This window comes from Achromobacter sp. 1014246743, from assembly GCF_059760725.1.
Map to the genome: position 1 here is coordinate 13,443 of NZ_JCBANA010000063.1, position 23,040 is coordinate 36,482.

The following is a 23,040-nucleotide window of genomic DNA, read 5'->3' on the forward strand; positions in this document are numbered from 1 at the left end:
CGACACGCCAAGGAGCACAGCGCCGCGATGCGTTTGAATCTGGGGAATACGGCGCCGTGGCGCCGGGTCGCCGCGGCGCTTGCCGCGGCGTGGGTGCTGGGGTTGGCGGGGTGCGATCGGGCGCCGCCTGCGCCGGGCGCAGGATCGGTGCCGCCTACCGCCTCACCTGCCGGCTTTCCCGTCACGATCGACAGCGCCCTGGGCCAGGCCGTCATTGCCGCGCCGCCTCGCCGCGTGGTCACGCTGGGCCTGGGGGCCGACGACCTGGCGCTGGCGCTGGGCGTGGTGCCGGTGGGCACCAGCCGGGCCGACTGGGGCGGCGATGCCGACCACTATTGGCCCTGGGTGCGCGCAGCCATCCAGGCCCAGGGGCAGCCGCTGCCCGAACGCATCACGGTCTATCCCGAACTGGATATCGAAAAGATCATCGCGCTGCGGCCCGACGTGGTGCTGGCGCCCTTTTCGGGCGTCAGCCGCGAGGCCTACGCGCAGTTGTCCCGGCTGGTGCCGGTGGTGGCCTACCCCGACCAGCCCTTCCTGACGCCGGTGGACACGCAGATCGACCTGATCGCCGCCGCGCTGGGCAAGCGCGCCGAGGCCGATGCGCTCAAGGCCCGCATTCACGACGCCCTGGCACAGGCGGCCCGCCAGTATCCCGAGCTGGCCGGCAAGACCTTTGCCTACGTGCGAGCCGATCTGGGCTCGGGCAATTTCGCCGCCTATGTGGCCGGCGACCCGCGCGTGGACACGTTGAGCGCGATGGGGCTGACGCTGGCCCCGTCCGTGCGCGGCCTGCGGGCCAGCGCGGGCCACTTTGCGCACTACCTGGGCTTCGAACATGCCGACGCGCTGGGCGACGCCGATATCCTGGTGTCGTGGTTCTACACCCCCGAAGAGCGCGACCGCACCGGCGCCCTGCCGCTCTACGCGTCGATTCCCGCGGTGCGGCGCGGCGCCTATGTGGCGCTGAGCGATCCGGCGCTGGTCATGGCGTCGTCGTCGGGCACGCCGCTGGCGGTGGCCTGGATGCTGGACCGGCTGGCGCCGCAGTTGGCGCAGGCGGCGCAGCGGGCGCAGAGCGGCGGGGCCGGCCGATGACGCAGGCGCCACGGCCCACGCGCCTGCGCGCGCTGGTGTGGCTCGCCGCCTGTATGGGGCTGGCCACCGCCGCGCTGGCCAGCCTGTGGATCGGCTCACGCGGGCTGTCGGCCGGCGCGGTATGGCAGGCCCTGCTGCGGCCCGACGACAGCTATGCCGCGTTCGTGGTGGCCTCGCGCATTCCTCGCACCTTGCTGGCCCTGCTGACCGGCGCGGCGCTGGCCGTGGCCGGCGCGCTGATCCAGGCGCTGACCCGCAACCCGCTGGCCGAGCCCGGCCTGCTGGGGGTGAACGCGGGCGCGGCGGCCTCGATCGTGACGGTGGCGCTGATGGCCGGCGGCCTGCCCGCCCACCCCTTCTGGGCCGCCCTGCCCGGCGCGCTGGCTGCCGCCGCGGCGGTCTACCTGATCGGCGCCGGCGGCCGCGGCCTGCAGCCGGTACGGCTGATCCTGGCCGGGGCGGCGGTCAACGCCGTGCTGTTCGCCTATGTGCAGGCCGTGGCGCTGCTGCGCAGCGATATCTTCGATGCCTACCGCTTCTGGGCCGTCGGGTCCCTGGCTGGGCAAAGCCTGGACGCCGCGCAGCGCGCCGCGCCCTATATCGGCGCGGGCCTGCTGCTGGCAGCGGCGCTGGCACGGCCACTCAACCTGCTGGCCCTGGGCCAGGCGCTGGCCCAGGCACTGGGGCTGCGCGCCGGCCTGTACCGCCTGCTGGGACTGCTGTGCGTGGCCATCCTGGCCGCGGCCGCGACCGCCGCGGCCGGCCCGATTGCGTTTGTCGGCCTGGCCGTGCCGCACATCGCGCGCCGCTACGCCGGGCCGGACCTGCGCTGGCTGCTGGCCTATTGCGTGGTGCTGGGCCCGCTGCTGATGCTGGTGGCGGACATTCTGGCCAGGGTGCTGCGGGCCCCGGCCGAGCTGTTGACGGGCGTGGTGGTGGCCTTCATCGGTGCACCGTTCCTGCTGGCGGCGCTACGCAGCCGTGGCCGGAGTCTGGCATGACGCCGCCCACTCATGCGTCCGTGCCTGCCCCCCCGCCGATGCTGCGCGCGGGCCGCTGGCTGGCGTGGCCGCTGGCGCCGCGCGCACTGGCCTATGGCGCCATCCTGTTCGTGATGGCGGCCGCCCTGCTGGCCGCCACGCTGCGCACGGGCGACCCGACCCTGTCCTGGCACACGCTGTGGCAGACCCTGTGGGGCGGCGGCAGCGCCGTGGAGCAATGGCTGGTACACACCGTGCGCCTGCCGCGCGCCCTGTCGGCATTGGGCGCCGGGGCCGCACTGGGCCTGTCGGGCGCGCTGTTCCAAAGCCTCACCCGCAATCCGCTGGGCAGCCCCGACGTCATCGGTTTGACCGCCGGCGCATCCGCGGGCGCGGTGGCCGTCGCCATGGTCTGGCCCGGCCTGATGCCGGTGGCCTGGGGCGCCGCCACCGGCGCCCTGCTGGCGACCGCCGGGGTCTGGTTCGGGTCCGGGGCAGGCTTTGCCGCGCCGCAGCGCATGGTGATTGCCGGCATCGCGGTGGGCGCCATCGCCTTCGCGTTCGTGCAATTCGGGCTGTCCAACCTGCGGCGCGAGCAAGCCTACCTGGCGGCCACGTGGCTGAACGGCAACCTGGCCGGCAAGACCTGGCACGACGTGGCGCTGATCAGCGTGGCTTGCGCGGTGCTGCTGCCGCTGGGCCTGGCCTTGTGCGCCCGGCTGCGCCTGCTGGAAATGGGCGACGACCTGGCGCAGGCGCTGGGCGCATCGCCGGCGCGCAGCCGCCTGGCCGCGACGCTGGTGGCCGTGCTGGCGGCGGCGGCCGCCGTGGCGGTGGCCGGCCCCATCGCGTTCATCGCCCTGGCCGCGCCGCAGATCGCGCGCCGTGGGGTACGCGCCAGCGGCCCGCAGCCGCTGCTGGCCGCCCTGACCGGCGCGGTGCTGCTGGCCGCCGCCGATCTTCTGACCCGCGCCGCCGGCCCCAACGGCCTGCCGGTAGGCGTTCTGACCGCCGGCATCGGCGGTGTTTATCTGGCTTTCCTGCTGGTGCTCGAATGGCGCAAGGCGACAACGTGAACGATGCTTTTCCCGGCGCCTCTGCGCTGCAGCTGCAAGAGGTGGACCTGTCGTACGGCGATACCGCCGTGCTGCAAGGGCTGTCGCTGGCCATCGAACCCGGCGCCTTCACGGCCGTGGTGGGCCCCAACGGCTGCGGCAAATCGACCTTGCTGCGGGTGCTGGGCGGCGCGCTGGCGCCCACCCGGGGCCAGGCCTGGCTGGACGGCGCCAACCTCGCCACGCTGCGCCGCAAGGCGGTGGCCCGGCGCCTGGCCTACCTGCCGCAAAACCCGGTTGCCCCCGAAATGATCAGCGTGCGCGACCTGGTGGCGCGCGGCCGCTACCCGCACCAGACGCTGCTGCGCCAGTGGTCGGCGGCCGATGCCGCGGCGGTCGACGCGGCGCTGGCCGACACCGACCTGGCAGACCTGGCCGACAATCCCGTGCACACGCTGTCGGGCGGCCAGCGCCAACGGGCCTGGCTGGCGCTGGTGCTGGCGCAGGATGCCGGCATCATGCTGCTGGACGAACCCACGACCTTCCTGGATATCCGCCACCAGATCGACCTGCTGGAATTGTGTGCGCGCCTGCACCAGGCCGGCCGCACGCTGGTGGTGGTGCTGCATGACCTGAACCTGGCCTTTCGCTATGCCGATCGGGTGGTGATGATGCGGTCCGGCCGCATCGCCGCGCAGGGCGAGGTGCGGCAGGTGGTGACCGAAGCCGCGATGCAACAGGTGTTTGATCTGGATTGCCGGGTGCTGCCCGATCCGGAGACCGGCAGCCCGATGATCGTGCCCCGGCGCGGCGGCCGGGCTTGAACGCGCCGTAAGACGACGACGGCGACGACGGGGCCGCAGCCCCGCCCTGTCGCCCTACAGCATATGCGCCAGGAATTCCCGGCTGCGCGGATGCTGCGGCGCGCGGAAGAATTCCGCCGACGGCGCCTCTTCGACGATGCGGCCTTCGTCCATGAAGATCACGCGGTGCGCGACTTCGCGGGCAAAACCCATTTCGTGGGTCACGACCAGCATGGTCATGTGCTCGTCGGCCAGCTGGCGCATGGTGCGCAGCACTTCGCCCGTCAGTTCGGGGTCCAGCGCCGACGTGGGCTCGTCGAACAGCATGATGTCCGGTTCCATCGCCAGCGCGCGGGCGATCGCCACGCGCTGCTTCTGGCCGCCGGACAGGCGCGTGGGATAGTTGTCGCGCTTGTTCAAGAGGCCGACCTTGCGCAGCAGTTCCTCGGCCTTGGGCACGATGGCCGCGCGCGCCATGCCCTTGACGATCATGGGCGCTTCGATGATGTTCTGCAGCACGGTCATGTGCGGGAACAGGTTGAACGACTGGAACACCATGCCCATCTTGCGGCAGATGCGGCGCACGTCGGCGTCGCTGGCGTACTGGCTGCGTCCGCCCGGGACGGCGCTGACCAGGGCCTCGCCTTCGACGTCGATGGCGCCTTCGTCGATGGTTTCCAGGTGGTTCAGGCAGCGCAGGAAGGTGCTCTTGCCCGAACCGGACGGCCCGATCACAGCCACCACTTCGCCCTTGCCGAGTTCGAGCGACACCTGGTCCAGCACCCGGTTGGCGCCGAACGACTTGACGATGCCGCGGGCCGAGATCATGGCGTGGCGCGCGCCGGCGGACGGATTACTGGTCGTATTTGGCATAGCGCTTTTCCATATGCTGGAAGAACCACGTCAACACCAGCGTCATCAGAAGATAGAAGGCGGCCGCCACCAGGAACGGCGTGGTCGTGAAGTCGCGCTGCACGATGCCGCGCGCGGTGCGCAGGATGTCGTTGAGCGCCAGCACGTAGATCAGGGACGTGTCCTTGACCAGGGTGATGGTTTCGTTGCTCATGGGCGGCAGCACCCGCTGCACCATCTGCGGCAGCACGATGCGGCGCAGCGTCTGCAGGTAGGTCATGCCCAGCACCTTGCTGCCTTCGTACTGGCCCCGGTCCACCGACTGGATGCCGGCGCGGAAGATCTCGGCGAAATACGCGGCGTAGTTCAGCGCAAACGCCACCACCGCCGCCGGAAAGTCGGGCAGGCGCACGCCCACCACCGGCACGAACGGCAAGGCGAAATAGATGAACAGCATCTGCAGCATCAGCGGCGTGCCGCGCATGAGCCAGATGTAGCCATTGACCAGCCGGCTGACCAGCGTCCATTTCGAAATGCGCAGCAGCGCCAGCACCAGGCCCAGCGGAACCGCCAGCGCCAGGGTGATGAAGAACAGCGTCAAGGTCACCTTGGCGCCTTGCGCCAGGGGACCCAGAAGGGAAATTACATAGTCCATGCGGGAAGGTTCGCGCCGTAGAACTGCAAAACGCCCGGACCGCCATGCGGCCCGGGCGTTTCAAGGGGAATTACTTGATGATGTTGGCGCCGAACCACTGGGTGGCGATGCGGCCGGCGGTGCCGTCCTGCTTCATCGAATCCAGGGTCTTGTCCAGCTTGGCCAGCAGGTCGGTGTCGTCCTTGCGCACGCCGACGCCGTAGTCTTCGGTGCCGAAGTTCTCGTCCAGCACGCGGTATTCATTAGCGCGCTTGCTGATCAGGTAGCGGCCCACCACTTCGTCGACCACGATGGCGTCCAGGCGACCGGCGGCCAGGTCCATCAGGGCCGTGACGTTGTCGCCGAACTTCTTGACTTCCTTGATGCTGCCGGCAACCGGGTCCTTGGCGATGGCGTCGGTGGCGCTGCTGCCATCCTGTGCGCCGACCACCTTGCCGGCCAGGTCGGCCTTGACCTTCACGGGCGAGGCGTTGCCCACGATGATGATCTGGTGGTTGGCCATGTACGGCGCGGTGAAGCTGATGTTCTTCTTGCGCTCTTCGGTGATGGTCAGGCCGTTCCAGAGCACGTCGACGCGCTTGCCGTTCAGTTCGGCTTCCTTGGCGCTCCAGTCGATGGGCTTGAATTCGACTTCCATGCCCAGGCGCTTGCTGGCTTCCTTGGCCATGTCGATGTCAAAGCCGACGATCTGGTTGCTGGCGTCGCGGAAACCCATGGGCGGGAAGTTGTCGTCCAGGCCGACCACGACCTTGCGGGCGGCGGCCGGGGCCTGCGCGCCGGCGGCGGCGGGCGCGTTGTCGGACGGGCCGCAGGCGGTCAGCATCGTGGTTGCGGACACGAGAAGAACAGCAGTCAGTTTTTTCATATTTATGGGCGCGCGAGGCGCAGGGATGAAGAATGCCGGGAGGCTCGCCGTCCGGATCGACAGAAGCCGCGAGCCGGTATTTTAGCCTTCCCGGCGAACGACGCCAGCCAGGGGGCCACGCGCCCCGCTACGGCGCGGGATGAAAGCGCTCGAGCAGGCGCAGAAACAGTTCTACGGCCCGCGAGGCCGGCCGCGATGCTTCGGTGATGGCGCTGATGGTGTTTTCGTATACCGGCCCGCCTGGCACGCGCGTCAGGGCAAAGCGGCGCGATATCGAATCCGCGTAGTGCTGCGGCAAGAGGCCCACGTAGTGGCCCGAGGACACCAGCATGGCAATGGCTTCCAGGCCCGAGGCCTCTGGCCCGCGGGTAAACCCATATTCGCCCAGTGCATCGTGCACGAACGGGTGCGAGCGATACACCAGCGGCAGCGCGCGGGCCTGGCGGGCGCTGCGTCGCGCGACGAACATGCGGTGCCGCTCGACATACAGGCGTTGGTAATTGAAGGCGTTCTCGCGCCGGTACATGCCGCGAATGGCGATCTGCACCCGGCGTTCACGCAGCGCCTGGTCCAGATCGTTGAAGGTCATCACGGTGATCTCGACCTTGACGTCGGGCGCCTCTTCCAGCATGGCCGCCAGCGCGGTCGGGATATGGCAATCGGCGTCGGTGATGACGTGCTCGACCATGCCGATGGACAAGGTGCCGGACAGCACCCCGCGCACTGCGTCGATTTCGGGACGGATGCGTTCCAGCGCCTTGAGCGCCTCGCGCGCCAGGTCCAGCGCCACCTTGCCGGCCTGGGTCAGTTCAAAGCCGGACGGCCCGCGGTCGCACAGCCGCACGCCCAGGGTTTCCTCGACCTCGCGCACGTGCCGGCTGATGGACGCCTTGGACATGTGCAACTGCTTTTCCGCCGCCGCAAAGCCGTTGGCCTGCGCCACGGCGCAGAACACCCGCAAGGAACGCAGGTCGCGCTCGGTGAACTCGGGACGGGACAAAGTCGTTTCTTTTTGAAAGGTATCAATTTTTGAAACCATACCACTAAAAAAATCATTTTTCATGACCGTGCCGGCGCAATACAGTGGTTCCAGCAGTGGCAGCACGGGGCACAGACCCCGGCGCCCGCTCCCGCGACGGCTACCGGCCCCGCGCGGCCAACGATCACGACATACAAGGGAAAAATCATGCGCAACCTGTCCAGAAGGCGCTTTGTCGCCACTACGCTCGCCGCCGGGGCGGCGCTGGCGCTGCCGGGCCTGGCCTTCGCCGAAGGCGGCTCGCTGGCCGACATCAAGAAACGCGGCAAGCTTACGGTGGGCACGGAAGCCGCCTACGAACCGTTTGAATTCGTCGAGAACGGCCAGGTGGTCGGCTACGGCCATGACCTGCTGCAATTGATGGCAGCCAAGCTGGGCGTGCAGCTGGAACAGATGAACCTGCCATTCCAGGGCCTGCTGCCGGGGCTGATGTCGCGCAAATTCGACCTGGTGGCCACCAGCGTCGGCATCACGCCCGAGCGCGCCCGGCGCTTTGCCTTCACCCAGCCCGTGGGCGTGGTCAAGTCGGTGCTGATGGTGCGGCTGGACGACGCGACCATCAAGCAGAGCATGGACCTGGCCGGCAAGATCATCGGCACCCAGATGGGGTCGTCGTCGCAGCCGGTGGCCGAGGAATTCGAGAAACGCCTGAAGGCCCAGGCCGGCAAGGGCTATGCCGACACCAAGCTGTTCCAGGCCTACCCGGATGTGTCCAACGCCCTGGCCAACAAGACGGTGGACGTGGCGCTGATGCCGTCCAACATCGCCGCGGTGCAGATGCGCAAGCAGCCGAACGCCTTCCGTATTGCCGGCGAAATCGGCGACGCCAAGCTGCTGGCCTGGGTGGCCAACCCGAAAGACCTGGAAATCCGCCAGTTCGTCAACGACACGCTGGACGAACTGCGCGCCAATGGCCAGTTGCTGACCTTGCAGCAAAAGTGGTTCGGCGGCCCGATGGAGACCCCGCGCGCGGGCTACCTGCCTGACGGCGCAGTCTGAGCGAGGGACTCCCATGCTGGATTGGTTGAACCAGAACGGCGCGCTGGCGCCGTTCCTGCACGGTGTCGTCTCGGGCACGGCGATCACGCTGGCCGCCTCGGTGGCGGCGTTCGCGATCGGCATCGGGCTGGGGGTGGCGCTGCTGCTGGCGCGCCTGTCGCCCTACGCCCCGGTGCGCGGCCTGGTCATGCTGTGGGTCAGCGCCATCCGCGGCACGCCCGCGCTGATCCACCTGCTGCTGGCCTACTACGTGGTGCCACCGCTGCTGGACATCTCGGTGTCGCCCCTGGCAGCCGGCATCGGCGCGCTGGCCTGTAATACCAGCGCCTACATCGTGGAGATCCTGCGCGGGGCGCTGGGCACGCTGTCGGCCGGCCAGGTGACCGCGGCGCGGGCGCTGGGCATGCGCCACCGGCAGATCTGGCGCTACGTGCTGCTGCCGCAGGTGTTCTACCGCGCGATTCCACCCCTGACCAGCGAACTCACCATCCTGCTCAAGGCCTCGTCGCTGATGTCCATCATTGCCGTGCCGGAGCTGGCCACCGTGGCGCGCAACGCCACCCTGCAAAGCGACCTGCCGCTGCAGGTTTTCACGGTGACGGCCTGCGTGTACTTCATCATTCTTTTCTGCCTGTCGGCCGCCTCGCGCCTGTGCGAGCGGCGCGTCTCGAGGATGCTGCCCCATGCCCATTGATTTTTCTCTTGTCGGGCAGGCCATTCCCGTGCTGCTCAAGGGCCTGCGGATCACGGCCCTGGTCAGCCTGATCGGCATTCCGCTGGGCATGCTGATCGGCACGGCCGCCGCCTATGCCGCGCAGTCGCGCACGCCGCTGCGGCCACTGGCGCTGGCCTACGTGGAACTGGTGCGCAACATTCCGTATCTGATCCTCGTGTATCTGGCGTTTTTCGGCCTGCCCAAGCTGGGCGTGCCGGCCTCGGCGATGTCGGTGGCCATCGGCTGCACCGCCTTCTATACGGGCGGCTACTTCTGCGAAGTGCTGCGCGCCGCACTGCAAAGCGTGCCGCGCGGGCAGACCGGCGCCGCCCTGTCGCTGGGCATGACCTATTGGCAGACGCAGCGCCACATCGTCGTGCCGCAGTTGTTCGGCTATCTCATCCCGCCCACCACCAGCCTGGTCATCATGATGTTCAAGGACTCGGCGATTTTCTCGGTGATGAGCCTGCCGGAAATGACCTACCAGAGCAACCTGCTCACCGCCAACACCTTTGCCTACCTGGAAGTCCTGGGCACCACCGCCCTGATTTATTGGCTGTGCAGCGTGGCGATGGCCGGCGCGGGCCGCCGCCTGGAGACCCTGGCGCGCCGCCGCGCGGGCCAGGCCTGACCCTCTCATTCCACAAGGAAACCCTCATGACCTCGTACACCGTTGCGCCCAAAACCGGCCACCCCACCCTGCTCTATTCGACCCTGGCGCTGGACCTGGACAACCTGCAGGCCGATATCGCCGTGCTGGGCATGCCCTACGGCTCGCCCTATTCCGCGGCGGATTTCAGCAATGACCAGACCAATGCCCCCACCGCGATCCGCCAGGCCACCGACCGCGTGGTGCGCCGCCCGGGCCATTACGACTTCGACATCGACGGCCCCTTGCTGCAAGGCCGCGACGACATCCGCTTCGTGGACTGCGGCGACATCATTCCCGACCTGTCCCAGCCGCGCGGAGAACATTACGCGCGGGCCGAAGCCGCCGTGCGGTGCATCGCCGCGGCCGGCGCCGTGCCCATCGTGCTGGGCGGCGACCACGGCATCACCACGCCCATCCTGCGCGGCCTGGACCAGAAAGGCCCGATCACGCTGGTGCACATCGACGCCCACCTGGATTGGCGCGACGACGTCAACGGCGTGCGCGATGGCCTGTCCAGTCCAATCCGCCGGGCCTCGGAAATGGCGCACGTGGACCGCATCATCCAGATCGGCCTGCGCGCCCAGGGCAGCGGCCGCCCCGAAGAACTGGTAGCCGCGCGCGCCTACGGCGCCGAGCTGGTCACGGCCTACGAGCTGCACGACATCGGCATGGATGCGGTGCTGGCGCGCATTCCGGACGGCGGCAACTATTACCTGACCATCGACGCCGACGGCATGGACCCGGCCACGATGCCCGCGGTGGCCGGGCCGGCGCCGGGCGGCGTCACCTTCGTGCAGGCGCGCAAGCTGATCCACGGCCTGGTGGCCAAGGGCCGCGTGGTGGGCATGGACATCGTCGAGATCCAGCCCGAAAAAGACCTGAACCAGATCTCGTGCATCACTGCCGGCCGCCTGATCCTGAACCTGATCGGCGCGTCGATCCGTGCGGGGCACTACGACAAATGAACGCTACCGCACCCATCATCGAGATCCGCGGGGTGGACAAATACTACGGCAGCCACCACGTGCTCAAGCAATGCTCGACCCGCGTGGACAAGGGCGAGATCGTGGTGGTCTGCGGGCCGTCCGGCTCTGGCAAGTCCACGCTGATCAAGACGGTCAACGCACTGGAACCGATCCAGGGCGGCGACATCCTGATCGACGGCGCCTCGGTCACCGCCGCCACCGACCTGCCCAAGCTGCGCACCAAGGTCGGGATGGTGTTCCAGCATTTCGAGCTGTTCCCGCACCTGGACATCCTGCGCAACCTGACCCTGGCGCAGCAGATCGTGCTGGGGCGCGGCATCGACACGGCCCGCGCCAAGGCCGGCGCGCTGCTCGAACGCGTGGGCCTGTCGGCGCACGCGGGCAAGCATCCGGGCCAGTTGTCCGGCGGCCAGCAGCAGCGCGTGGCGATCGCCCGCGCACTGTCGATGGACCCGATGGCGATGCTGTTCGACGAACCCACGTCCGCACTGGACCCCGAAATGGTCAATGAAGTGCTGGACGTGATGGTGGAACTGGCCGAGGAAGGCATGACCATGATGGTCGTGACCCACGAGATGGGCTTTGCCCGCCGGGTGGCCAATCGCGTGGTCTTCATGGAAGACGGCGCGATTGTCGAAGACTGCGCCACCGACCAGTTCTTTCGCGACGCAGCCAGCCCGCAGGCGCGCCGCTTCCTGTCCAAGATCCTGCCCCATTGACCCGCCGCCCGGCCTGCCGGGCGCATTCCACCACGCTGCCATGACGCAACCTCACGCCCATACCCGCATCCGCAAGTTCAATACCCGCCAGACCTATCCCGAACAGCAGCTGGACAATGACCTTTGCCAGGCCGTGGTGGCCGGCAAGACGGTCTACCTGCGCGGCCAAATCGGACAGGACCTGGACACCCGGGCCTCCGTCGGCGTGGGCGATGCCGCCGCCCAGGCGGAAAAAGCCATGGCCAACGTGGCGATGCTGCTGCGCGAATGCGGCAGCGACCTGTCGCACATCTGCAAGGTCACCGTGTACCTGGTGGACGTGCGCTACCGCGAGGCGGTCTACAACGTGATGGGCCGGTGGCTCAAGGGCGTGTTTCCCGTGTCCACCGGCCTGGTGGTATCTGCGCTGGCGCGGCCGGAATGGCTGGTCGAGATCGACGTGATCGCGGTCATTCCCGACTGACTGGCCGCTAGCGCTGCGCCCGGGCCGCCATGCCCGCGCGCAGGCCCGCCGCGCAATCCAATGCGTCGTCCCACAATTGGCGAGTCAACGCTTCGGCGTCGGTTTCCCGTGCCAGCGCAGCAGCTTCGCCCGACCACAGCAGCGAAAAGTCGCCGCTGCCGGTCTTCTCGACGGCCGCGCGCAGCGGGTCGACCGCGCCGGTGGCCAGCGGAAAAGCCGGCGCTACGGCGCTCATCGGCCCCTGTTCGCGCATGAAACGGGTCAGCAGGCCGCGCGCCGGGCGACCGGTATACAGATTGGTCAAGCGCGTCGTATCGTCACGCGCCTGGCGCACCGCCTGGCGATGAATGGCCGAGCGCCCTGCCTGCGGCGTCAGCAGATAGGCCGTGCCCAGTTGCGCGGCGGCGGCGCCCAACGCGAAGGCCGCAGCAATGCCGCGTCCGTCGGCGATACCACCGGCGGCAATCACGGGTACGCCCACCGCGTCCACCACCTGCGGCAGCAAGGCATACAGGCCAGGCTGCGCGCCGATGTCGTCGGTCAGGAACATGCCGCGATGGCCGCCGGCCTCGACCCCTTGGGCGATGATGGCGTCCACCCCGCGGGCGTCCAGCCAGCGCGCCTCTTCGACCGTGGTGGCGGACGACAGCACCAGGGCGCCAGTGCGGCGCACACGTTCCAGCAGCGCCTCATCCGGCAGCCCGAAATGGAAGCTGACCACTGCGGGGCGCAGGTCTTCGACGACCTGGCACATGGCGTCGTCAAATGGCGCGCGGCCCGGGCCGCTGCCCGCGGCGGACAGGTCCAGCCCGGCTTCGCGGTAGTACGGCGCCAGCGTGTCGCGCCAGCGCGCCTGGGCGGCCTCGTCCGGCTGGGGCGGCGTGTGGCTGAAGAAATTCAGGTTGAACGGCGCGTCGGTCTCGGCGCGAATGGCGGCGATCTGCTCGCGCAGCGCATCCGCACTGAGCGCGGCGCAAGCCAACGACCCCAGCGCGCCCGCGCGGCAGGCCGCGGTGGTCAAGGGGCTGAACGAACCGACCATCGGGGCTTGAATCAGGGGCAACAACGAGGGCAGTGATTTCATAGGCGTGGACAGCGGATGACCGAAGGCGTTCAAGCATATCCCAAGGCCTGCCGGCCAAGCCGCTGCGACCCGCTTGCGCGCAAGGGCTTTGCGGCCGCCGCCGGACGTGACGGCTCGCCCCGGCCGGTCATGCTAGGCTTGGGCGCATGACACGACGCAGCCCCCCTCCGCTTGCCAGCCTCCCGGCCACGCGCCCGGAGCTCGCCGCATGAGCCCCGCCATCCGCCTGGGCCCCCTGGTCTTTCCCACCGAGCTGGCCGTGCTGATCGTGGCCGGCGCCGTCGGTCTGCAGGCCGCGCGCCTGTTCGGCGGCAAGCGTGCGCCGGACATCAGCACGGTGCTGTGGCGCGCCTTGGTGATCGGCCTGGTCGCCGCGCGCCTGGGTTTCCTGTGGCAGACCCGCGAACATATTCTGCAAGACCCGATCCAGGCGCTGGATATACGCGACGGCGGCTGGACGGGCATGGTCGGGCTGGCGGCCGCCTGCGCCTATGTGGCCTACGCCGCACTGCGGGCCATGGCGCCCCGGCCGGCGCTGCTGGGTGCGCTGGCGCTGGCCGCGGCCACCTGGCTGATCGGCGGCCAACTGCTGGCGCCCACACCACAGCCCCAGCCCGCGCTGACCGCAGTGGCCTTGCAGCACCTGAATGGCAAGCCCGCCGCCCTGGCCGCCTTCCAGGGCAAGCCCACCGTGGTCAATCTGTGGGCCAGCTGGTGCCCGCCGTGCCGCCGCGAGATGCCGGCCTTCGAGCGCGCCCAGGCGGCCAACCCCGATATCCACTTCGTTTTCCTGAACCAGGGCGAAACGTCCGCCGCGGTGCGGCAATATCTGGATCAGCATGCGCCGTCACTGGCCAACGCCTTGCTGGACCCGGCCGGCGAAGCGTCGCGCACGATGAGCAATCGCGGCCTGCCGGCCACGCTGTTCCTGGATGCCGACGGCCGGTTGATGGATGTGCGGGTCGGTGAACTGTCCAGCGCCACGCTGGCACAGCGGCTGGAGGCGATCCGCCCGGTTGCTGCCCCCTGATTCTGGACGGCTGGGCACCTGGGAGCCACCATGCGACGATCTGCGCTTGCCATCTTTGCCGCCAGCCTGGCCGCGTTTGCGGCGCCCGCCAGCGCCCAGCCGCGCGAGCAGGTCGAAAGCACGCTGACGGCAACCTTGACCCAGTTGATGAATCAGTACGTAGACCCGGTGGATACGCGCGCGTTGGCGCTGCACGGCCTGCGCGCGCTGCAAGCCCTGCCCGGCCAGGCCGGCGAAGCCAGCGCATCGCGCCAGTCGGCCATCGACCAGGCCGTCGCCGCCGAAGGCCGCGCCACCGACATCCCGGCGCAAAGCCGCATCCTGGCCGATGAGATTCTGCGTTTCGCCGATGGCGCACCGCGCGACGCCGCGTTGAACGCCGCCTTGCGCGGCATGATGGCCAGCCTGGACGCCTACAGCCGTGTCGCGACGCCGGCCGAGATGACGCCACCGCCCGCGTCCGTCGGCCTGGAACTGTCGATCCAGAACGGCGCCTTGACCGTGGTGCGGCCCCTGCCCGGCGGGCCTGGCGAACGCGCCGGCCTGCGCACGGGCGACGTCATAAGCCACATCGACGGCCGTGCCACGGCCGGCCTGCCGCTGTCCGAAGCGGTGGCCTTGCTGCGCGGCGCTACGGGCACCCGCCCGACATTGCGCATCCAGCGGCCGGGGGCCCCGGACCTCCTTACCGTGCAGCCCGTGCGTGGCCCGGTGCAGGCCCCGCCCTCGGTGCGCTGGGACATGAACGGCGCTGTGGCCGTCGTCACGCTGGCGGCCTTTGACAGCAAGACGGACAGCCAACTGCGGGCCGCGCTGGACGCCGCGGCCGCACGCGCCGGCTCGCGGCTAGGCGGCCTGGTGCTGGACCTGCGCGGCAATGCCGGTGGCTTGCTCGACGTGGCCGAACAGGTGGCCGGCGTGATGCTGCGCAAGGGTTCGCGGATCGGCAACCTGTACGGCCGCACGCCCGCCGATTCACGCGCGCTGGTGGCGCGCGACAGCCTGTTGCCGCATGACGTGCCGGTGGTGGTGATCGTCGACCGCCGCACCGGCGCAGGCGCCGAGATCGTGGCCGCGGCATTGCAGGACCACGGCCGCGCCCTGGTGATCGGCGAAAAGACCGCCGGCGCGGGAACCATACAGACCGTGCTGCCGCTGCCCGCGAACGAAGGCGCGCTGGTGGTGACCAGTGCGCGCGTGCATCGGGCCAACGGCGCGCGGCTGGAGGGCGCGGGCGTGACGCCGCAATTGTTGATAGACGCCGCCACGGGCAAGATGTCCTTGCGCGCCGACGTCGCGGCCGATTTCAATGCCGACATGGCTGAACGCCTACGCGCGGCGCTGGCATCGGCGCCCGCGAACAGCGACCCTGCCCTGCTCGCCGCGTTGACGGCGTTGAAGTAGGCGGCTGGGCGCCGGCCCGCGACAAGCGCGGATTCAGACGCCGCCGCGGGCCGCGCCAGACGACTAGCCGGAAACCGGCTCGGCCCACGGCAGGGCCACGCCCTGCTCGACCTTTGTCATCAGCCGCAGGCGTTGTCCAATGTGCCCCGCCTTGGCATCCAGTCGCACGACCAGCACCGGCCCCTGTGGCAAGGCCTGAGCGGTGGCGATGAGGCGGTCGCCTTCGTCCCCAGCCCCCGGCACGCGGGTCCAGGCCAGCAGTTCGGCCTCGTCCACCATCACCTCGTTGGCCTGGTCGTGCCCGCAGGCCGGGCACCAGAGTCGGGCCGGATACGCCCGGTGCGCGCATTGCGCGCACGCCATCACGCTGAAACTCATGTGTCCTCCCTGGCCAGCACGGCCGCGTTGGCGCACATGCCGTAACGCAGTTGCACCATGCCATAGCCGGTGGCCACGCCATGGCGCGCGCGCGCCACCTGCCGCGCACCGGCACAGCCCAGCAGTTGCCGCGCCACTTCCACAAGCCCGTGCATGCCGCCCGCCGTGCCCGCCTGCCCCGCCGACAACTGTCCGCCCGCGGTGTTGACCGGCAGCGCGCGCGTGGCGATGCGGCGGGCGATGAAGCCCGGCAGGTCATCGGCCGGCGCCAGGCCCAGGTCACACAATTGCGCCACGGCCATCGCCGGGTAATCGTCGTACACGCCCACCACATCCATATCGTCGGGCCCCAAGCCCGCGTCAGCCCACAGCGCGGGCGCGAAGTCGGCGATGCCCGTGACCAGGCCATCGCCTTCCTGCTGGTCGCCGTTGTAGCGCGCCCCGCTGGCCCGCAGCGTGACATGCACGCCGTTGGGCTGCGCCTGCAACACCAGCGCGCAGGCGCCGCTGACGACAGGCACGCAGTCCATCCGCCCCAGCGGCGCGGCCACCATCGGCGCGTCCAGGTATTGCGCCAGCGTCAATGGCTGGCGATAGGCGGCGTTGGGATTGTCGGCCGCCCACGCACGCTGCGCCACGCACAGCGCGCCGTAGTCTTCGCGCCGCAAACCGGTCTGCGCCATCTGCCGCTGCGTCAGCATGGCGAACAGTGGATTCGGGCCGGCGCTGCCCAGCGGGCTCAGGTAGTCCTGTGCGCTGCGGTTGTAGCCGCGCACCAGTGACGCGAAATCGGCGCCGGTGAAATGGTCGCCCGCCGCCAGGACAATGGTGCGTGCCTGCCCCGCCTGCAAGGCCAGCCAGGCGTGGCGCAGCATATTGATGGCGCTGGCGCCGCCCATTTCGTCCTGCATGCACCAGCCCAGCGTCAGCCCCAGGCGCCAGGCCAAGTCGATGGCGCGGTCGGGCCGCAAGGTGAACGAGGCCACGCCCAGGCCGTCGACGTCCGCCGGCCGCAGCCCGGCGTCGTCCAGCGCCAGGCTTACGGCCTGCGCGATCAGCCCGGCCGTGCTGATATCCGGCCCGGGGTGACGCAGCGCGGGGGTTTCACCCACGCCGACAATGCCGGGCCTGGCGGGCTTGGGGCTCATGCCGAATCCTCGCGCGGCGGTTCACGCGTCAGCAGCAAGGTGATGACGGTGATGACCGCCATGCCGACCAGGAACCACGCCACCGGCGTGGCCGATTCATACTTGCGCAGCAGCGCCATGGCGATCAGCGGCGACAGGCCGCCTGCGAACACCGAGGCCAGTTCGTGACCCAGCGCCAGGCCGGTGTAGCGGACTTCGGGCGGGAACAGTTCGGCAAAGTACGCCGGCTGGGTGCCGATCATGGCCGCGTGGCACACGGTGTTGCCCATGAAGAACGCCAGGAAGATCCAAATAGGCTCTTTGGTCTGCACCAGCCAGAAGAACGGAAACGCCGCCAGCGCCAGCCCGGCCGAGCCGATCAGGTAGACCGTGCGCCGCCCGATGCGGTCGGACAGGTGGCCGAACCACACCAGCGTGCCCAGCTCGATGAACATCGACGCCAGGACGCCGCCCAGCATCACGTCGTTGGGAATGCCCAGAAACTTGCCGTAGGCCAGCGCAAACGCCAGGAAAATATACGAACCGCCGTTTTCCGCCACCCGCAGTCCCATCGCCGTGAACACCTGGCGCGGATAGCGGCGAAACACTTCGACGGCCGGCATGCCGCGCTTGGCGGTCTTGGTGGCCTGAATGAATTCCTCGCTTTCCGGAATGTGCTTGCGGATGTAGAGGCCCACGCCGAAGATCAGCACGCTCAGCAGGAAAGGCAGGCGCCAGCCCCAGCTCATGAAGTCGTCCTGCGGCAGTTGCTGGGCCAGCATGAAAACGCCCGACGACAGTACGAAGCCGCCGGCCACGCCCAGCTGGCTGAACGACGAGAAATAGCCGCGGCGCTTGCCGCCCACGGCCTCGCTGATCAGCAGCACGCCGCCGCCCCATTCGCCGCCGGCCGCCGCGCCTTGCAGGATGCGCAGCAGCACCATCGCCGCCGGCGCCCACAGGCCCACCTGTTCATAGGTGGGCAGCAATCCAATCAGGAAGGTGGCCGCGCCCATGATGCCCAGCGTCCATTCCAGCGCCAGCTTGCGGCCATAGCGGTCGCCGATGTGGCCGAACACCACGCCGCCCAGCGGCCGCGCCAGAAAGCCCACGGCAAAACCCGCGAAGGCGCCCATGGTGCCCAGCAGCGGATCGGTGCCCTTGGGAAAGAACAGCTCGCCGAACACCAGCGCCGCCGCCGTGCCGTAGATGAAAAAGTCGTACCACTCCATCGCGTTGCCGGCCACGGACGCCATCACCACCTTGCGCGTGCGCTTTCTGCGGGCTTCTTCGTCGGCGCTGCGCGCCGCCCCTTGGTATGCCAACGTCATGCTGTTTCCCCTTGTTGTGGTCTACCTCGTCACGCGATAGCCGGCGGCGTCGCGGTCCCACGTGTCGGCGGTGATGCCGTCGTCGCGCAGGCGGAACTTGCGGACCTTGCCGTTTTCGGTGCGCGGCAGGTCGTCCAGCACCCGCAGGTAGCGCGGCACCGCGAAGTACGGCATGCGCGGCTGGCAGAAATCCAGCAGCGCCTCGGGCGCCAGCGCGCAGCCGGGCTTGTAGACCAAGGCCGCCATGACCTCGTCTTCGGCGAGTTCCGAACGCACCGCGTACACGGCCGCGACGGCCACCGACGGATGCGCCAGCAGCACCTGTTCGACTTCGTACGAAGAAATGTTCTCGCCGCGCCGCCGGATCGCGTCTTTCATGCGGTCCAGGAAACGGAAATAGCCGTCGGCGTCGCGCACCACCCGATCCCCGGTGTGGAACCACAGGTTGCGCCAGGCCTCGACCGTCTTGTCGGGCATGCCGAAATAGCCGGTGGCGATGGCAAATGGCGGGCGCGCGCGCAGCAGCAGTTCGCCGGCCTGGCCGTCGGGCAGCGGCGCATCGTGTTCGTCCGCAACGATGGCGTCGAACTCGGGCGCCACGCGGCCCATCGTGCCGGCGCGTTGCTGGGCCAGCGGGCCGCCCAGCGCGAAATTGGTTTCGGTGGAACCGTAGCCTTCGAGCAGGGCGATGCCGGTGCGGCCGGTGAATGCGGCGTGAAAGCGTTCGGGCACGCCCGGGGCCAAAGCGATACGGGTGCGGTGGCCGCTTTCGGCGGCCGACGCCTCGCGCGCCAGCAGCATGGGCACCATGGCGCCCAGCAGATAGGTCACGGTGGCCTGGGTGGCCGCCAGCCGTTCGAAATAACGGCTGACCGAGAAACGCGCGTCGCAGACGATAGCCGCGCCGGTCACCAGCGCCTGGAAACAGGCGTTGAGCGCATTGGTGTGAAAGAGCGGCAGGCTGGTGTGCAGCACGTCGTCCGCCGTGATTTCCAGGTTGCGCGCGGCGATGACGCCCCACCAGTGGAACTGCGCGTGCGGGCAGCACACGCCCTTGGACAGGCCCGAGGTGCCCGAGGTGTACAGAATGGCCAGCATGTCGCCCGGCCCCAGGTCGGCGGCGGGCGCCAGGGCATCGGGCAAGATGGGCAAGGGTTCGGCGGGCGCGGGCAAGTCGGCCATGGCGACCGGCGCGGCGGGTGCTTGCACAGTCTCGCCATCGGCAGCCAATGCCGCATCGTCCAGCAGCCAGATGCGCCGCAGCGCCAGGGCGTCGGCGTGCTGCCCTGCCCCGTCCATGGCCGCCAACCCCGCCAGCGCGGGACAGGACGCGGCATCCGTCACCAGCAGCACGCAGCCGCTGTTGGCCAGGATGTGCCGCAACTGCATGCCGCGCGACGCGGTATTGATGGGCACCACCACCGCGCCCAGCCAGCCGCAACCCAGCACCAGCGACAGGAATTCGATGCGGTTGCCGGCCATGAGGCCGACGCGGTCGCCACGCGCCACGCCGGCCGATGCCAATAGCGCCGCCCAGCGGGCCGCCACGGCCGGCGCCTCGGCAAAGCGCAACGCGCCACCCGGCGCCTGGACCCACAGCCGGTCGCCCTGGCGGGCGGCCTGGTCGCATAGCAGCGACGGCAGTGTCAATGCGTGCATAGAACGTGCTTCCCCTTGTCGAAAGCGGCCACGGGTCGTTGCCCGGGCTCGTGAAAATTAGTCTAGGAATCAACTATTTATGTGTCAAATTTATGGGTATTATTTCCTGCATAAATCACACTGATATCAAGGGCAAGCGTGGACTTCGATCTGAATCTCATGCGGGTTTTCCTGACGGTGCTGCATGAGCGCAGCGTCACCCGCGCGGCCGAACGGCTGCAGTTGACGCAGCCCGCGGTCAGCTACGCGCTGGGCCGCCTGCGCGAGAAATTCGATGATCCCCTGTTCGTGCGCACGCCGGCCGGCATGCAGCCCACGCCCGTGGCGTTTGCGCTGGCCGGCCCGATCGAGCGCGGCATGAACAGCTTTGCCGAAGCCGTCAGCCTGCGTCAGCACTTCGACCCGGCGCGCAGCACGCGGCGGTTCCGCCTGTCGATGTCCGACATCGGCGAAATGGTCTTCCTGCCGCTCTTGATGGAACGCGTGCACGCGCGGGCGCCGCGCCTGCAGGTCGAAGTCGTGGAAATTGCGCTGGAACGCCTGCCCCAGGCTTTGCAAGAGGGCGAGGTGGATCTGGCGATCGGCAACCTGGCCGGGCTGGGCCGGCACACCCATCATGCCGACCTGTTCAGCGAACGTTACGCCTGCATGGGACGCCGCGGCCATCCGGTGCTGTCCGCCGGCCTGACGCGCGGCCAGTTCAAGCGGCTGGACCACATTCTGGTGGCCTCGCGCGCCAGCGCCCATCGCTTGCTGGACGATGTGCTGGGCGAAGCCGGGCTACACCGCCAGCCGTACCTGACGCTGCCGCATTTTTCGGCCGCCGCCGAGATCGTGCGCCGCACCGACCTGACCGTGACGCTGCCCTACCGCGCCGCCGTCTGGTTCAACCGCGACGGCGCCTTCGAGATCCGGCCGCTGCCGCTGGCGCTGCCGCCGCTGAGCGTGACCGTGCACTGGCACTCGCGCTTTGAAAGCGACCCGGGCACGCGCTGGCTGCGCACGCTGGTGGTCGACACGCTGGCGGACCGGCCCGCCGCGCCGGCCGACACGTAGCGCGATTGCGACGACGCCAGGCGCCAGCGTGCCCCTGCGGTTCAAGCCTCGGCCAGCGCCATCGCCTCGAGCATCAGGTCCAGGTTCTGCACCGCGGCGCCCGACGCGCCCTTGCCCAGGTTGTCGAACACCGCCGTCAACAGCACCTGCCCATGCGTGTCGTTGCCGTAAACCGCCAGGCGCAGATTATTGGTGCCATTGAGCACTTGCGGATCCAGGTGCGTGTGCGCGGCGGCCTCTTGCTGCGCCACCACCTGCACATACTGCTGGCCGTCGTAATGGCGCGCCAGGCAGTCGTGCAACTGCTGCGCCGTGACCCCGGCGGGCAACAGGCGCAGCTGCAACGGCACGGTCAGCACGATGCCCTGGCGGAACGAACCGTACGACGGCACGAACACCGGCCGCTGGCTCAAGCCCGCATGGCGCTCGATTTCCGGAGTGTGCTTGTGCGCCAGGCCCAGGCCATAGACCTGAAAAGCCGGGCCGCCCGTCGCGCCCGGCGCCTCGTAGGCGTCGACACTGGCACGGCCGCCGCCCGAATAGCCCGACACCGCCTGCACGGCCAAGGGGTAGTCCGCGGGCACCAAACCTGCCTGCACCAGCGGGCGCAGCAAGGCGATCGCGCCGGTGGGGTAGCAACCGGGGTTGCTGACCCGCTTGGCCTGGGCAATGCGCTCGGCCTGGCCCTCAGCCATTTCCGGAAACCCGTAGACCCAGCCCGCCGTGGTGCGATGCGCCGAACTGGCGTCGATGACGCGCACGTCGGGGTTGACGATCGAGGCCACCGCCTGGCGCGCCGGCTCGTCCGGCAGGCACAGGATGGCGATATCGGCCGCATTGATCGCGTCGGCGCGGCGCTGCGGGTCCTTGCGGTCGGCGGCAGGCAGCGTCACCAGGCGCAGATCGGTGCGGCCCTGCAAGCGTTCGTGAATCTGCAGACCGGTGGTGCCCTGGTCGCCGTCGATGAATACAAGGGGGGGGGTCATGAGCGTGGCCATCCTGAAATGCCGGCGCGGCCGGCGGGTCGTCGATAGAGTCCGGAGCCGGGTCTGTTGACCGCAGCCTTCCGGGTACGTGCTCATCATTGCCCAATGCACTTCATAGTAAAAGTCGAATATCATGACGATTCAATTCAGCTTTACTGAACGTCGCCACCATGCGTGAAATCAACCTGGACCGCCTGCGCACCCTGGTCGCCATTGCCGACCTGGGCTCGTTCGCCGACGCCGCCCGCGCGCTGCATCTGGCCCCGCCCACCGTCAGCCTGCACGTGGCCGACCTGGAAACGCGCATCGGCGCCCCGCTGCTCACGCGCAAGCGCGGCCAGGTGCGCCCCACGCCCATCGGCGACACCCTGCTGGAACGCGCGCGCCGTCTGCTGGCCGAAGCCGACCAGGCGCTGGACGACGTGCAGCGGCAGGTGCAGGGCCTGGGTGGCCGGGTGCGGCTGGGCGCGTCCACCGGCGCCATCGCGCACCTGCTGCCGCAGGCGCTGGAGGCCTTGGGGCGCGACCATCCCGGCATCGACGTGCAGGTGGCCGTGTTGACCTCGCAGGAAACCTTGCAGCAGTTGAACGAAGGCGCGCTGGACGTCGGCCTGGTGGCGCTGCCGCAGCCGCCCGTGCCGGGGCTGGTGCTACGGCCGTGGCGGCGTGATCCCATCATGGCGTTCCTGCCGGCGGGCTGGAAGGCGCCGGCGCGCATCACGCCGGCCTGGCTGGGCGAACGGCCGCTGATCCTCAACGATGCCAGCACGCGGCTGTCGCGCCAGACCGGCGAGTGGTTTGCCGGCGCGGGTCTGAACCCGCGGCCGCGCATCCAGCTGAACTACAACGACGCCATCAAGAGCCTGGTGGCGGCAGGCTACGGCGCCACGCTGCTGCCGCACGAAGCCACCGCGCCGCAGCCGGACCCGCGCATCGCCATGCGGCCGTTGCGCCCGGCGCTGTGGCGGCCGCTGGGCATTGCACACCGGGCCGGCCAGGTCGAACGCGCCACGCAGCATGTGCTCGATGCCTTGTGGGCGCTGCGTGAAGCGGGTGGTTCGGCGGCGGCATGAGCGCACTCACCTGACGGGCTTGCGCCGCACT

At 69.3% G+C, this 23,040-nt stretch carries 24 protein-coding genes; 14 read left to right on the forward strand and 10 right to left on the reverse strand.

Going from position 1 to position 23,040, the window contains the following annotated elements:
* The first annotated feature begins 27 nt into the window (after nucleotides 1-27).
* From AC6LJ2_RS23005 to AC6LJ2_RS23020, 4 genes are read left to right on the forward strand one after another with little or no spacing between them, the layout of a single operon-like run.
* A complete protein-coding gene (locus tag AC6LJ2_RS23005; protein WP_445656417.1) occupies nucleotides 28-1,098 on the forward strand; it encodes an ABC transporter substrate-binding protein in 1,071 nt (356 codons plus the stop codon).
* A complete protein-coding gene (locus AC6LJ2_RS23010) occupies nucleotides 1,095-2,099 on the forward strand; it encodes a FecCD family ABC transporter permease (RefSeq protein ID WP_498152256.1) in 1,005 nt (334 codons plus the stop codon). The genes AC6LJ2_RS23005 and AC6LJ2_RS23010 overlap by 4 nt, the downstream gene beginning before the upstream one ends.
* The gene (locus tag AC6LJ2_RS23015) at nucleotides 2,096-3,154 is read left to right on the forward strand and encodes an iron chelate uptake ABC transporter family permease subunit (protein WP_263915091.1); all 1,059 of its coding nucleotides are present in this window, start codon (nucleotides 2,096-2,098) and stop codon (nucleotides 3,152-3,154) included. Before AC6LJ2_RS23010 ends, AC6LJ2_RS23015 begins: the two co-directional genes overlap by 4 nt.
* Nucleotides 3,151-3,957: an ABC transporter ATP-binding protein gene (locus tag AC6LJ2_RS23020; protein WP_498152257.1), complete on the forward strand. Its 807-nt coding sequence runs from the start codon at nucleotides 3,151-3,153 to the stop codon at nucleotides 3,955-3,957. Before AC6LJ2_RS23015 ends, AC6LJ2_RS23020 begins: the two co-directional genes overlap by 4 nt.
* Nucleotides 3,958-4,011: 54 nt before the next feature.
* On the opposite strand, the gene AC6LJ2_RS23025 is transcribed toward AC6LJ2_RS23020, so the two are convergent.
* The 4 genes from AC6LJ2_RS23025 to AC6LJ2_RS23040 all read right to left on the reverse strand — a co-directional run bounded on the left by AC6LJ2_RS23025 (nucleotide 4,012) and on the right by AC6LJ2_RS23040 (nucleotide 7,347).
* Nucleotides 4,012-4,764: an amino acid ABC transporter ATP-binding protein gene (locus tag AC6LJ2_RS23025; RefSeq protein WP_263915130.1), complete on the reverse strand. Its 753-nt coding sequence runs from the start codon at nucleotides 4,762-4,764 to the stop codon at nucleotides 4,012-4,014.
* Nucleotides 4,765-4,789: 25 nt separating this feature from the next.
* Complete coding sequence (locus tag AC6LJ2_RS23030) at nucleotides 4,790-5,443, reverse strand: amino acid ABC transporter permease (protein WP_183005576.1); 654 nt, start codon at nucleotides 5,441-5,443, stop codon at nucleotides 4,790-4,792.
* 70 nt (nucleotides 5,444-5,513) lie between these two features.
* Nucleotides 5,514-6,308, reverse strand: a complete 795-nt coding sequence (locus AC6LJ2_RS23035; protein WP_263915093.1) for an amino acid ABC transporter substrate-binding protein — start codon at nucleotides 6,306-6,308, stop codon at nucleotides 5,514-5,516.
* 127 nt (nucleotides 6,309-6,435) lie between these two features.
* Entirely contained in the window at nucleotides 6,436-7,347 is a 912-nt protein-coding gene (locus AC6LJ2_RS23040) for a LysR family transcriptional regulator (RefSeq protein WP_498152258.1), read from the reverse strand.
* Nucleotides 7,348-7,494: 147 nt separating this feature from the next.
* Here AC6LJ2_RS23040 and AC6LJ2_RS23045 point away from each other — a divergent pair, with 147 nt between their 5' ends.
* The 6 genes from AC6LJ2_RS23045 to AC6LJ2_RS23070 are packed head-to-tail and all read left to right on the forward strand — an operon-like array spanning nucleotide 7,495 to nucleotide 11,881.
* Nucleotides 7,495-8,346, forward strand: a complete 852-nt coding sequence (locus AC6LJ2_RS23045; RefSeq protein ID WP_263915095.1) for a transporter substrate-binding domain-containing protein — start codon at nucleotides 7,495-7,497, stop codon at nucleotides 8,344-8,346.
* Nucleotides 8,347-8,359: 13 nt separating this feature from the next.
* Nucleotides 8,360-9,040 carry an ABC transporter permease subunit gene (locus AC6LJ2_RS23050; protein WP_263915096.1) on the forward strand — a complete coding sequence of 227 codons (681 nt, stop codon included), beginning with the start codon at nucleotides 8,360-8,362 and terminating at the stop codon, nucleotides 9,038-9,040.
* A complete protein-coding gene (locus AC6LJ2_RS23055) occupies nucleotides 9,030-9,692 on the forward strand; it encodes an amino acid ABC transporter permease (protein WP_263915097.1) in 663 nt (220 codons plus the stop codon). The genes AC6LJ2_RS23050 and AC6LJ2_RS23055 overlap by 11 nt, the downstream gene beginning before the upstream one ends.
* Before the next feature lie 26 nt (nucleotides 9,693-9,718).
* Nucleotides 9,719-10,678 (forward strand): agmatinase, encoded by a 960-nt coding sequence (locus tag AC6LJ2_RS23060; protein WP_263915098.1) that lies wholly within the window; start codon nucleotides 9,719-9,721, stop codon nucleotides 10,676-10,678.
* 14 nt (nucleotides 10,679-10,692) lie between these two features.
* Complete coding sequence (locus tag AC6LJ2_RS23065; RefSeq protein WP_175193799.1) at nucleotides 10,693-11,418, forward strand: amino acid ABC transporter ATP-binding protein; 726 nt, start codon at nucleotides 10,693-10,695, stop codon at nucleotides 11,416-11,418.
* A gap of 40 nt (nucleotides 11,419-11,458) precedes the next feature.
* Nucleotides 11,459-11,881: a RidA family protein gene (locus AC6LJ2_RS23070; protein WP_175193705.1), complete on the forward strand. Its 423-nt coding sequence runs from the start codon at nucleotides 11,459-11,461 to the stop codon at nucleotides 11,879-11,881.
* A 7-nt stretch (nucleotides 11,882-11,888) separates the two neighbouring features.
* On the opposite strand, the gene AC6LJ2_RS23075 is transcribed toward AC6LJ2_RS23070, so the two are convergent.
* Nucleotides 11,889-12,965 (reverse strand): NAD(P)H-dependent flavin oxidoreductase, encoded by a 1,077-nt coding sequence (locus AC6LJ2_RS23075; protein WP_498152259.1) that lies wholly within the window; start codon nucleotides 12,963-12,965, stop codon nucleotides 11,889-11,891.
* 208 nt (nucleotides 12,966-13,173) lie between these two features.
* Between AC6LJ2_RS23075 and AC6LJ2_RS23080 the strand changes: the two genes are divergently transcribed.
* Both AC6LJ2_RS23080 and AC6LJ2_RS23085 read left to right on the forward strand, forming a co-directional pair.
* Nucleotides 13,174-13,995 (forward strand): TlpA family protein disulfide reductase, encoded by an 822-nt coding sequence (locus tag AC6LJ2_RS23080; RefSeq protein ID WP_498152260.1) that lies wholly within the window; start codon nucleotides 13,174-13,176, stop codon nucleotides 13,993-13,995.
* Nucleotides 13,996-14,025: 30 nt separating this feature from the next.
* Nucleotides 14,026-15,399, forward strand: coding sequence for a S41 family peptidase (locus AC6LJ2_RS23085; RefSeq protein ID WP_498152261.1), 1,374 nt, complete (start codon nucleotides 14,026-14,028; stop codon nucleotides 15,397-15,399).
* Nucleotides 15,400-15,462: 63 nt separating this feature from the next.
* On the opposite strand, the gene AC6LJ2_RS23090 is transcribed toward AC6LJ2_RS23085, so the two are convergent.
* From AC6LJ2_RS23090 to AC6LJ2_RS23105, 4 genes are read right to left on the reverse strand one after another with little or no spacing between them, the layout of a single operon-like run.
* On the reverse strand, nucleotides 15,463-15,777 hold the full coding sequence (locus AC6LJ2_RS23090) for a PhlB family protein (protein ID WP_498152262.1): 315 nt from the start codon (nucleotides 15,775-15,777) through the stop codon (nucleotides 15,463-15,465).
* Nucleotides 15,774-16,925, reverse strand: coding sequence for a thiolase family protein (locus AC6LJ2_RS23095; RefSeq protein WP_498152263.1), 1,152 nt, complete (start codon nucleotides 16,923-16,925; stop codon nucleotides 15,774-15,776). Before AC6LJ2_RS23095 ends, AC6LJ2_RS23090 begins: the two co-directional genes overlap by 4 nt.
* The gene (locus AC6LJ2_RS23100; RefSeq protein WP_263915104.1) at nucleotides 16,922-18,235 is read right to left on the reverse strand and encodes an MFS transporter; all 1,314 of its coding nucleotides are present in this window, start codon (nucleotides 18,233-18,235) and stop codon (nucleotides 16,922-16,924) included. Before AC6LJ2_RS23100 ends, AC6LJ2_RS23095 begins: the two co-directional genes overlap by 4 nt.
* A gap of 21 nt (nucleotides 18,236-18,256) precedes the next feature.
* Complete coding sequence (locus AC6LJ2_RS23105; RefSeq protein WP_498152264.1) at nucleotides 18,257-19,894, reverse strand: ATP-dependent acyl-CoA ligase; 1,638 nt, start codon at nucleotides 19,892-19,894, stop codon at nucleotides 18,257-18,259.
* A 138-nt stretch (nucleotides 19,895-20,032) separates the two neighbouring features.
* Between AC6LJ2_RS23105 and AC6LJ2_RS23110 the strand changes: the two genes are divergently transcribed.
* On the forward strand, nucleotides 20,033-20,950 hold the full coding sequence (locus AC6LJ2_RS23110; RefSeq protein ID WP_263915106.1) for a LysR substrate-binding domain-containing protein: 918 nt from the start codon (nucleotides 20,033-20,035) through the stop codon (nucleotides 20,948-20,950).
* A gap of 41 nt (nucleotides 20,951-20,991) precedes the next feature.
* On the opposite strand, the gene argC is transcribed toward AC6LJ2_RS23110, so the two are convergent.
* On the reverse strand, nucleotides 20,992-21,936 hold the full coding sequence (gene argC, locus AC6LJ2_RS23115) for an N-acetyl-gamma-glutamyl-phosphate reductase (protein ID WP_498152265.1): 945 nt from the start codon (nucleotides 21,934-21,936) through the stop codon (nucleotides 20,992-20,994).
* Between the two features lie 170 nt (nucleotides 21,937-22,106).
* Here argC and AC6LJ2_RS23120 point away from each other — a divergent pair, with 170 nt between their 5' ends.
* Nucleotides 22,107-23,009 (forward strand): LysR substrate-binding domain-containing protein, encoded by a 903-nt coding sequence (locus AC6LJ2_RS23120; RefSeq protein WP_263915108.1) that lies wholly within the window; start codon nucleotides 22,107-22,109, stop codon nucleotides 23,007-23,009.
* Nucleotides 23,010-23,040: the final 31 nt, after the last annotated feature.